Here is an 11,791-nt window from a genome sequence, read left to right on the forward strand (position 1 = left end):
GAGAGCCCCGATGGGCTACAGGGACGTACCCTCGGGGCGGGCCTCCGTGGCGGGGGAATTCGCGAGGGTAGCCCGGCTCCATCGGGCCCGTATGTCGGGGCAAGCCTTTTTGGTTCCTTTTGTGGCGTTTGACAAAAGGGACTCGCCCGAGGGGGCGAAACAAGACGGTCGGGCAGACTCGGAGCGGCGCAGAAACACCCAAGCCAAGGCAGCTGGGTTCCCGCGTTCGCGGGAATGACGAGGGGGAGTGAGGAGTTTCAGGATGACTCCAGATTTTCCGCCTACTCAGGACAGCCCCCTCTCCCTTCAGGGAGAGGGCTGGGGAGAGGGCGCTCTTCCCCCCAACACCACAGCCCCCGGCAAACCCCATTCGCAAGCAAGCTCGCCCCCACAACACCCCTCACCGCTCCCGCAACGCCTCCCAGCGCGCCTTCAGCACCGGCTTGAGCAGATAATCCAGCACGCTCTTCTCGCCCGTGATGATGTCCACCGTCGCCACCATCCCCGGAATGATCAGCAGCGGCTTGTTGTCCGGCCCCAGGTGGTTCTTGTCGGTGCGCACCTGGATCAGGTAGAACGCGTTGCCCTTGTCGTCGGTGATGGTGTCCGCGCTGATCATCTCCAGCTTGGCCTTCAGGCCGCCGTAGATGGTGTAGTCGTAGGCGCTGAACTTCACCGTGGCCGGCTGGCCGGGGTGGAGGAAGGCCACGTCCTGTGGGCGGATCTTCGCTTCCACCAGCAGGTTGTCCTCCAGCGGGACGATTTCCACCATGTCGCTGCCCGGCTGCACCACGCCGCCGATGGTGTTGACCTTCAGCTGCTTGACGATGCCGCGCACCGGCGACACCACGGTGGTGCGGCTGACCTTGTCGTCGATGGCGCGGCTGGTGGCGGTGAGTTTGTTCAGCTCGGTGCGGGCCTCGTTGAGGTCCTTCAGGGCGTCGGTGCGAAAGCCCTGGCGCGACTCGTCGATCTTCCGCGCGATCTCCTGCATGGCCGCCTCGGCGCGGGGGATGGCCAGGGTGGTGGCGTTCAGCTCGCCGTTGATCTCCACCACGCTGCGGCGCAGGCGCAGCAGTTCCACCGGGGAGATGGCGCCGCTCTTGACCAGCGGCGTGGACATGTTCAGCTCCTGCTGCACCAGGCCGAGGCTGGAACGGTACTGTTGGGCCTTGGCGCGGAATTCCTGCAGTTCCTGGGTCTTCTGCCGCAGCTGTTCCTGGAGGATGCTTACCTCGCTGGCCTGGCGCGCCTGGCGGCTGTGGTAGAGCTGCAACTGGTCGTCGACCACCTGCGGCGCGGTCTGCTTCAGGGCGTCGGAGAAGGCCGGCTCGCGGCCCTCGGCCTCGGCGCTCAGGCGTTCCACCCGGGCCTCCAGGGCGTTGCGGTCGGCCTCGGTCTCGCCCTTGTTGGAGGCGAAGCGGGTGTCGTCCAGGCGCAGCAGGGTCTGGCCCTTGTCCACCACCTGGCCTTCGTGGACGAAGATTTCCGAGACGATGCCGCCCTCCAGGTTCTGGATGGTCTGCACCTTGCTGGAGGGGATGGCCTTGCCTTCGCCCTTGGTGACTTCCTCCAGGTGCGCGTAGTGTGCCCAGGCCAGCGCGCAGACCAGCAGCGCGAGCACCGCCCAGAGGGTGATGCGCGCGGCCAGCGGCGAGTCCTCCAGCACCGTGCCCTGGACCTCGGGCATGAACTCGGTGTCGCTGCGGCCGCCGAGGTAGCCCGGCGTCGGTTGCATGCTGCTCATGGCTTCACCCCGCTGCCGGGCCGACGTGGCCCTTGCGCAATGCTTCGATCACCGCTTCCTTCGGCCCGTCGGCGACGATGCGCCCGGCGTCGAGGACGATCAGCCGGTCGACCAGGGCGAGCATCGAGGTGCGGTGGGTGACCAGCAGCAGCGTCTTGCCCGCGCAGCACGCTTGCAGGCGCCGGCGCAGGGCTTCCTCGCTGCTGTTGTCCATGGCGCTGGTGGGCTCGTCGAGCACCAGGATCGGCGGGTCCAGCAGCAGCGCGCGGGCCATCAGCACGGCCTGGCGCTGGCCGCCGGAGAGCAACTGGCCGCGCTCGCCCACCGGGCGGTCGAAGCCGGCCGGGTGCTGCCGGGCCAGTTCGCTGACGCCGGTCAGCTCGGCCACCTCCAGCATGCGCGCGTCACCGACGTAGCGCGCGCCGAGGGTCAGGTTGTCGCGCAGGCTGCCGGCCAGCAGCGGCAGGTCGTGGGCCACGTAGCCCACCTGTTGGCGCAGGTCGGCCACGTCTATCTGCCGCAGGTCCAGGCCGTCGAGCAGGATCTGCCCCTCGTCCGGCTGGTAGAAACCCAGCAGCAGGCGCGCCAGGGTGCTCTTGCCCGAGCCGCTGCGGCCGATCAGCCCGACCTTCTCGCCGGGGGCCAGGCGCAGGCCGATCTGGCTCAGCGCCGCGGCGTTCTGCTCGGGGTAGCGGAATTCCACCTGGCGCATCTCCAGCGCGCCGTGCAGCTGGGTGCGCTCCAGCGGGCGCTGGCTGGCCTGGCGCTCCTGGGGCAGGGCCATGAGCGCGTCGGTGCTCTTCATGGTCAGGCGCGCCTGCTGGTGGCGGGTGATCAGCCCGGCGATCTGCCCCAGCGGCGCCAGCACCCGGCTGTTGAGCATGTAGCAGGCGACCAGGGCGCCGACGCTGAGCTGGCCGTCGAGGATGGCATAGACGCCGCAGATGATCAGGGCCATGCCGGCGAACTGCTGGACGAACAGGGTGCCGTTGGTGGCCAGGGTGGCGAGGAAGCGGGCGTGGTTGTCCAGGCGGGTGAGGGCGCCGTGGGTGGCTTCCCAGCGGTACTGCCGCTCGCTCTCGGCGCCGCACGCCTTGAGCGTCTCCAGCCCGCCGAGGGTCTCGATCAGCAGGGCCTGGCGCTCGGCGCCGAGGGTCAGGCTCTTCTGCACGGTGTCGCGCAGGCGCACCTGGATCAGGTAGGCGAAGCCGATGGTCAGCGGGAAGGCCAGCAGCGGCACCGCCACCAGAGCGCCGCCGAGCAGGCCGATGACCACGATCATCAGCAGCGAGAAGGGCAGGTCGATGAGGCTGGTGAGGGTCAGCGCGGTGAGGAATTCGCGCAGGCCCTGGAAGTCGTGGATGCTCTGGGCGAAACCGCCGACCGTGGCCGGGCGGAACTTCATGGCCATGCCGGTGATGCGCTCGAACAGCGTGGCCGAGAGCACCACGTCGGTCTTCTTCCCGGCCATGTCCAGCAGGTGCGAGCGCAGCACCCGCAGCAGCAGCTCGAAGAGGGTGCCCAGCAGCAGCCCGCTGGCCAGCACCCAGAGGGTGGAGATGGCCTGGTTGGGCACCACGCGGTCGTAGGTCTGCATGACGAACAGCGGCACCAGCATGCTCAGCAGGTTGATCAGCAGGCTCGCCACCAGGGCGTCGGTATAGAGCCAGCGCGACAGCTTGAGGGTGTCGCGGAACCAGGCCTCGACCCGCGGCACCAGCGGCTGGCGCGCCGCCTCCAGCTCGTGGCGCGGGCGGGCGAACAGGGCCAGGCCGCTGTACTGTGCGGCCAGTTCCTCGGTGCTCACCCACTGCTCGCCGCCCTCGGTCTCGCAGGGCAGGATCAGCGCCTGGCCGTCCGCGCCCCACTGGCGCAGCACCGCGCTGCGCCCGCCGTCGAGCAGCAGCAGCACCGGCAGGTTCAGCGCCGGTATGGCCTTCAGCTCGCGGCGCAGCAGGCGCCCCTGCAGGCCGGCGCGGGCCGCGGCGCGGGGCAGCAGCTCGGCGTTCAGGCGTTGCTGCGGCAACGGCAGGCCGGCGCTCAGGCTGGTGCGGCTGACCGAGCAGCCGTGCAGGCGGCAGAGGATCAGCAGGCCGTCGAGCAGGGGGTCGTCGTGGCTCAGGCGGGGGTCGTCCGCTGCGGGGTTGCCGCGCTCCTGGATGATCATGGTCACGCTACTTCTCCCGGGCTTCTGCGAGCCCCGTGCGGCCGCCGCGCCCCGCAAGCGCCGCCGGCCGGGCGGGCCGGCGGCGGACGCGGGGCGGGCAGGGCCTTATTTCATGTCGGGCAGGCGTGTCTCGGTCTTCACGTCGGACAGCGCCACGCCCTCATGGGGCGGCACGACGTTCTGCGAGCGCAGCAGGGCGCCCATGGCGGCCAGCACGCGGTAGCGCGAGTACTCCTCGGTGTAGCGCACCTGGGTGTAGCGGCGGTTGGCGGTGAAGAGTTCGTTCTCGCTGTCCAGCAGGTCGAGCAGCGTGCGCTGGCCGAGGGTGAACTGCTGCTGGTAGGCCTCGCGGACCTTGCGCGTGTAGTCGGCGTACTCGCGCGCCGGGCCGGTCTGCTTGCTGGCGTTCTCCATGGCGTCCCAGGCCAGCGAGAGGTTCTCGTTGAGCAGGCGCAGGGCGTTGTCGCGGACGTCCTTGGCTTCGTCGATCTGGTGCGAGGTGGCGCCGAGGCGGTTCTTGTCGCGCATGCCGTTGAACAGGTTGTAGCGCATCACCACCTGGGCTTCCCAGTCGTTGTAGTGGCCCACCTCGCCGTCGACGTTGTTGTTCGCCGCCTTCGACAGTTCCAGGTCGAAGCGCGGGTAGAAGGGCGACTTGGCCGCCTCGTACTGCTTCTCGGCGGCATTCACGTCGGCCTGGGCCGATTTGAGCAGCGGGTTGTTGCTCAGCACTTCCTGGCGCGCCTTGTTGATGTCGCTGGGCACCAGGGCCTTGACGGTGGAGGGCGTCTCCAGCTCGTCGGGCTGCTTGCCCACGGCGCTGTAGAAGTTGGCCTCGGCGTCGCGCAGGTCGACTTCCTCGGTGTAGAGGTTGTTCTGCGCCAGGGCCAGGCGCGCGGTGGCCTGGTCGTTGTCGGCGGTGCTGCCGACGCCCTGCTGGCTGCGCATGCGGATCTGGTCGCCGATGCGCTGGTGGGCCTGCAGGTTGTTGCGCGCCAGGCTCACCATCTCGCGGTGCTGAAGCACGTTGAGGTAGACCTCGACGGTGCGCAGCGCGGCGTTCTCCGAGGTGCCCAGCACGCGGAACGCCTTGGAATTGACGTTGGCCTCGTTGCGCGCTACCTCGTTGGGCGTGGCGAAGCCGTCGAACAGCATCTGCTGCAGGCGGATCTCGGCGTCGCCGCGGTTGAGCGTTTCCTTGTTGTGGTTGCCTTCCTGACGGGTAGAGGGGCTATCGACGCCTTCGCGGCCGTAACCCAGCAGTAGATCGACGGTGGGCAGGTAGCCGCCGCGGGCGATCTTCAGTTCCTGGTCTGCGGTCAGCCGGCTGTTCATGCTCTGGCTGATCTCCGGGTGATATTGCAGGGTGCTCTGTATGGCTTGGGTCAGGCTCATCGCATTGGCTTGAGCGCAGGTGGCCGCCAGAAATACACCGCTCCATAGCGTCGCGTTACGACTGCGCATGGCGTTCTCCTGGTGTTCTCGACTTCGATGCTCTTGCAATTCGCCAAAAACTTGGCTTTTTTCTGATATCAAGCGTTTCACGCCTGTAACATCAGAGCTAAGAACAACTTTTCGCGAACCTCAGAAGAATTTTTCACATCCCATATTCAGAAAAAGTCTTATGACACCTGTGAAAAGCGGCACATTGTAAAACTCGCAAACCCTGATTTTTCTTGGCTATGGGGACGAATAGGGCTTGCACATACAGCCATGTACGTTTCAGGCGGCTAGGGCGGGCGTTTCCGCGAAGTACCGAAGCAAGCGTGGTCAAAAAAATGGCGGATTCATCCGCTGGCTTTTTGATGCCAAAGCGCCTTCAGGCTTCTGCTTCCCTCTACGCATCACTGCGCGCCAGTGACGGCATGGCCAACTCGGAGGTCTTGGGTGCCGCCGGAGGCGGCGCCGGGCGGCAAGCGCAGAGTAAGCGCGGAGGATGCAGTCATGGCCAGCTTGGTAGGTATCGTCAGCAAGGCGGTGGGCGAGGTCTTCGCCGTGGCCGCGGATGGTTCGCGTCGCATCCTGCACCAGGGCGACAAGCTGTTCGTCGGCGAACAACTGGTGACCGGGCACGAAGGTGCCGTGGCCGTGGCGATCGCCGGCGGCGGCGAACTCACCCTGGGGCGCGACAGTTCGATGCCGATGAGCAATCAACTGGTCGCCGCCGCCCACCACCAGTACGCGGACAGCGCGCCGGCGCAGGCGCCGGTCGAGCCCAGCCAGCAGGACATCACCGACGTCAAGGCGCTGCAGGCGGCCATCGCCGCCGGGCAGGACCCGAGCCAGGTCGCCGAGGCCACCGCGGCCGGCCCGTCGTTCTCCGCCGGCGGCAACGCCAAGGCCGGCGGCGGGCACTCCTTCGTGCTGCTGACCGAGATCGGCGGCCACATCGATCCGGACATCGGCTTCCCCACCGGGCCCCTGGCCAGCGGCCCGCTGTTCCCGCGGCTGTTCGACGGCATACCCAGCCCCGAGCAGGCCCAGGCGGCGCCGCCGACCCCGCCGGAACCGCCGACCCCGCCCGTCGACGGCGTGCCCAGCGCGGGCAACGCCAGCGCCGTGGTGGATGAAGACGGCCTGCCTGGCGGCATCCAGGGCAACGACGGCCTGCCCGGCGTCGGCGCCAGCGCTTCCGGCAGCCTCGGCTACGACTTCGGCGCCGACGGCCCCGGGACCTTCGCCTGGGGCACCAGCGGCCTGCCGGCGCTGACCTCCGGCGGCGTGGCCCTGAGCTACAGCGTCAGCCCCGACGGCCACGTGCTGACGGCCTCGGCCAATGGCCAGACGGTGTTCACCCTGAGCCTCACCAACCTCGCCAATGGCACCTACGAACTGGTCCTGCAGCAGCCGCTGGACCACCCGCAGCACGGCGTCGAGGACGACATCGCCCTCAGCGTCCCCTACACCCTGACCGACGGCAACGGCACGCCCGTCGGCGGCAATCTGGCCATCCTCATCAACGACGACAGCCCCACCGCCGGCCTGGCCCTGGAGGGCGAGGCGCCGAGCCTGCTCAGCCATGACGAGGGCACCCGCGGCGGTGCTTCGGAGAGCGTCTCGGCTGACTTCGCCAGCGCCTTCAAGGCGACCCTGGCCTATGGCGCCGACGGCGCGGGCAACGTGGCCTGGCACTACAGCCTGAACGTCACCAGCCAGGGCGAGGCCTCGGGCCTGAGCAGCGGCGGCCAGGGCATCCACCTCTACCTGATCGATGGCGTGGTGGTGGGCTCCACCGCCGCCAGCGCCGGCGCGGTCAGCAGCGCCAACACCATCTTCTCGCTGGCGGTGGACGCCGCCAGCGGCAAGGTCACCCTGACCCAGTACGCCGCCATCGACCATGCGTTGCCGGGCGCCACCAGCGGCTTCGACAGCCAGCAGGTCTCCCTCGGTAACGACCTGGTGCAACTGCAGGGCAGCGTCATCATCACCGACCGTGACGGCGATCCGGCCAGCGCCAGCCAGAACCTCGACCTGGGCGGCCGGATCGGCTTCGCCGACGACGGCCCGAGCATCGGCATTGGCGCCAGCGGCGCGCAGCTCGGCAACCTGGTGACCCAGGACGCCGACACCATCGGCACGAACTCCGACAGCGCCACCACCAGCTTCGCCGCGGCCTTCGCCATCACCTCGCAAAGCGCCGGCGCCGATACCCCGGCCGCGGTGAGCTGGAGCTATGCGCTGAAACTGGACGTAGCCGAGGGCACTCAGTCGGGCCTGAACAGCGCCGGGCAGAAGATTTATCTCTACGAGCAGAACGGCCAGATCATCGGTAGCACTTCCAGCACCGAGGCTGGTGTCGATTCCAGCAACACCATCTTCAACCTGAAGGTCGACGGCAGCGGCAATGTCACCCTCACGCAATACGCCGAGATCGATCACGCGCTGCCGGGCGCCACGAGCAACTATGCCGCGCAGCAGGCCTTCCTTGGCACCGGCCTGGTGAGCCTGGACGCTACCGCGACCATCACCGACTACGACGGCGACAAGGCCTCGTCCAGCGCCAGCATCGATCTGGGCGGCAAGGTGGCCTTCGACGACGATGGCCCGTCCATCTGCATCGACCTCAGCGGCAGCAAGCCCATCGTGCTTCTGACCCATGACGCGGACACCATCGGCTCGAACTTCGACACCGCCACCACCAGCTTCGCCGCAGCCTTCGCCATCACATCGCAGAGCGCTGGTGCCGACACTCCGGCCACGGTGAGCTGGAGCTACGCGCTGAAACTGGACGTGGCCGAAGGTACCCAGTCAGGCCTGAACAGCGCCGGGCAGAAGATTTACCTGTACGAGCAGAACGGCCAGATCATCGGTAGCATCTCGAACACCGAAGGCGGGGTGAATGCCAGCAACACCATCTTCAACCTGAAGGTGGATGGCAGCGGCAACGTCACCCTGACGCAGTACGCCGAAATCGACCACGCGCTGCCGGGCGCCACCAGCAACTACGCCACCCAGCAGGCCCCCCTGGCCACCGGCCTGGTCAGCCTGCAGGCCAGCGCCACCATCACCGACTACGACGGCGACAAGGCCAGCTCCACGGCCTCCCTGGACCTGGGCAACAAGGTGGCCTTCGCCGACGACGGCCCGTCCATCAGCGTCGGCCTGGGCAGCCAGTCGGTGCTGGTGCAGACCCAGGACGCCGACACCATAGGCGCCAACTCCGACACCGCCAGCGGCGACTTCACCAGCGCCTTCGTCATCACCTCGCAGAGCGCCGGCGCCGATGCCCCGGCCTCCGCCGTGAGCTGGAGCTACAGCCTCAAGCTGCTGGCCGGGCAGGGCGCCGACAGCGGGCTGAGCAGCGGCAACGCGACCATCCACCTTTACGACGTCGGCGGCAAGATCGTCGGCAGCACCGCCACCAGCCTGCAGGGCGTGACCACGGCCAACACCGTGTTCGACCTGCGCCTGGACGGCAATAGCGGCAAGGTGATCCTCACCCAGTACTCGGCCATCCAGCACGACGGGCCGGGGGCTTCCGGCAACTACGACAGCCAGGTGGCCTGGCTGAAGACCGGGCTGGTCGGCCTGGAAGGCACCGCCAGCATCACCGACTACGACGGCGACAAGGCCAGCAGCAGCCAGACCCTCGACCTGGGCAACAAGATCGGCTTCGCCGACGACGGCCCCACCGCGGTGGACGACCACCCGGCATGCCTGCTGGTGCAGCCGCCGCCGGCGGTCAACCTGACGCTGGTGCTCGACGTCTCCGGCAGCATGCAGGGCAGCAAGCTGGCCCAGGCCAAGGCCGCGCTGATCAACATGCTGCACGAGTACGCCTCCATGGGCCTGCTGATCCAGGTCTCGCTGATCAGCTTCGCCACCTCGGCCAGCGCCGCCAGCCACTACAGCTTCGACGACGCCGGCGACAGCGGCTACACCAGCCTGGTGAACGCCATCAACGGCCTGCAGGCCGGCGGCAACACCAACTACGAGGCCGCGCTGAACCGTGCCCAGACCAGCATCAACGCCGACCTGAACGCGCCGGGGGCCGACCCCGCGGCGATCAACCGGGTGTACTTCATCTCCGATGGGCAGCCCACCACCGGTAGCACCAACGCTGCGCTGAACGCCTGGCAGAGCTTCCTCGCGGCGCACAACGGCAGCACCAACAACGTCGAGGCCTTCGCCGTCGGCGTCGGCACCTCCATCACCGACCAGGACCTGGTGCGGGTGGATAGCCACGGCACCCCGGTCATCGTCACCGACCCCAGCGACCTCAGCGCCACCCTGGTCAACCTCAGCCACCTCGACGCGGTCAGCGGCAACGTATTGGCCAATGACTTGCCGGTAAGCGCCGACGGCACCGTGCGCATCACCCAGGTGAGCATCGGCGGCGAGACCTTCGCGGTGGACGCCAACGGCAACCTCACCAACCTCAACCCCAGCGCCAGCCATGCCACCGGCAGCTACAACGCCAGCAGCGGCCTGCTGACCATCAGCACCGACAACGGCACCCTGACGCTGTACCTGAAGGATGGCGGCGGCCACCACGCCGGCGACTACACCTACGCGGTCAAGGCCAGCGTGAGCTTCCCGGAAAGCGGGCAGATCAGCGAATCGTTCCACTACACCATCGTCGATGGCGACGGCGACACCTCCTCGGCCAACCTCGACATCTGCGTGAAATACGGCGCACCGATCCTGGTGGTGGGCAGCAATGCCAGCGACACCGACGGCTCGACGACGCCCCACGTCGTGCCCAGCCCGCTCGGGCCGGACCACGGCACCATCGCCGGCAGCTTCGGCAACGACGTGCTGATCGGCGACGTGGGCGGCGTTTCCGTCACCACCACGCCCGGCAAGAACTACAACATCGCGCTGATCATCGACACCTCCGGCAGCATGGCCGACCCCTCCGGGACCACCGGGCTCAGCCGCATGGCCCTGGCCAAGGCGGCGCTGATCAACCTGCTGAACCAGATCAAGGGCCACGACGGCACCATCAACCTGGCCCTGGTGTCCTTCGCCGACGGCTCGACGCTGACCCAGGTGCATGGCCTGAACAGCACCAACGTCGCCACCCTGATCAGCGCCATCAACAGCCTCGGCGCCGTGGGCGGGACCAACTACGAGGCGGCGCTGAAATCCACCGTCGACTGGTTCAACGCCACGGTGGGCGGGGGCGCCAACGCCGCCCACGACTACATCAACCTGGCGTTCTTCCTCACCGACGGCAACCCGACCACCTACATCGGCGACAACAGCAACAGCGGCACCGTCACCAACTACCACGACATCAAGGACGCGCTGGACGTCGCCAACAACCTGCTCAACGGCGGCGGCCTGTTCAGCGGCAGCGACCACGTGTCGGTGAACGCCATCGGCATCGGCGACGGCATCAACAGCGGCATCCTGCAGTTCTTCGACAACACCAGCACCACGGGCACCGCCACCCTGCATTTCACCGGCAACACCCCGGACCTCACCGCCAACGTCGGCCAGCCGCAGATCATCAACACCGCCGAACAGCTGCAGACCGCGTTGCAGGAAGGCTTCAGCAACACCTCGCCGCAGGCGGTGGGCCACGACCACCTGGTCGGCGGCGACGGCAACGACATCCTCTTCGGCGACGTGATCAACACCGACGCCCTGAGCTGGACCGGGCACGCCGCCGGCACCCACAACGGCGCCGGCTACCAGGGCCTGGTGGACTACCTGACCGCCGCCAACGGCGGCGCCGCGCCGTCCCAGGGCCAGGTGACCAACTACATCGTCGCCCACGCCTATGAACTCAACGTCGCCGGCGACACCCGCGGCGGCAACGACACCCTTGAAGGCGGCAAGGGCGACGACCTGCTGTTCGGCCAGGGCGGCAACGACACGCTGCTCGGCGGCGACGGCAACGACATCCTGTTCGGCGGCATGGGCGACGACACCCTTACCGGCGGCGCCGGCGCCGACCAGTTCGTCTGGCAGAAGGGCGAGGCCGGGCATGACGTGATCAAGGACTTCAACATCGGCGAGGGCGACTCGCTGAACCTGGCCGACCTGCTGCAGGGCGAGCACGCCACCGCCGATTCGCTGGCGCAGTACCTGACCTTCTCGGTCAACGCCACCACCTCGACCACCACCATCTCGGTGAACCCCACCGGCGCGACAGGGGGCGCGACGACCCAGACCATCGACCTGGCCAACGTCGACCTGGTGGCCAAGTACACCGACCACCACGGCGGCGCCATCGTCTCCAGCGGCGACACCCACGCGGTGCTCAACGGCCTGCTGGCCGACCATGCGGTGAAGGTGGACACCGTCTGAGCGCGCCGCAAGGGCGCCCGCGACCGCCGCCTTCGGGCGGCGGTCGCGTATCCGCTGGGGGATGGCAGCGCATATCCGGGATGAATGATCGTCGCGCCCCGGCATTCGCTCGCCCTATG

The 11,791-nt window shown here is 68.1% G+C and carries 4 protein-coding genes; 1 reads left to right on the plus strand and 3 read right to left on the minus strand.

The genetic code is table 11. The features are described from left to right. Window positions 1-400 precede the first annotated feature (400 nt). The 3 genes from QSJ95_RS26335 to QSJ95_RS26345 all read right to left on the minus strand — a co-directional run bounded on the left by QSJ95_RS26335 (window position 401) and on the right by QSJ95_RS26345 (window position 5,378). Complete coding sequence (locus tag QSJ95_RS26335) at window positions 401-1,747, minus strand: HlyD family type I secretion periplasmic adaptor subunit (RefSeq protein ID WP_061562109.1); 1,347 nt, start codon at window positions 1,745-1,747, stop codon at window positions 401-403. 4 nt (window positions 1,748-1,751) lie between these two features. After that, a complete protein-coding gene (locus QSJ95_RS26340) occupies window positions 1,752-3,914 on the minus strand; it encodes a type I secretion system permease/ATPase (protein WP_285646584.1) in 2,163 nt (720 codons plus the stop codon). 105 nt (window positions 3,915-4,019) lie between these two features. After that, window positions 4,020-5,378: a TolC family outer membrane protein gene (locus tag QSJ95_RS26345; RefSeq protein WP_009618789.1), complete on the minus strand. Its 1,359-nt coding sequence runs from the start codon at window positions 5,376-5,378 to the stop codon at window positions 4,020-4,022. Window positions 5,379-5,858: 480 nt separating this feature from the next. On the opposite strand from QSJ95_RS26345, the gene QSJ95_RS26350 reads away from it, so the two are divergent. After that, window positions 5,859-11,672, plus strand: coding sequence for a retention module-containing protein (locus tag QSJ95_RS26350; RefSeq protein WP_285646465.1), 5,814 nt, complete (start codon window positions 5,859-5,861; stop codon window positions 11,670-11,672). Window positions 11,673-11,791: the final 119 nt, after the last annotated feature.

The organism is Pseudomonas sp. NBRC 100443 (genome assembly GCF_030268185.1).
In the GTDB taxonomy this organism is placed as follows: Bacteria; Pseudomonadota; Gammaproteobacteria; order Pseudomonadales; family Pseudomonadaceae; genus Pseudomonas; species Pseudomonas citronellolis.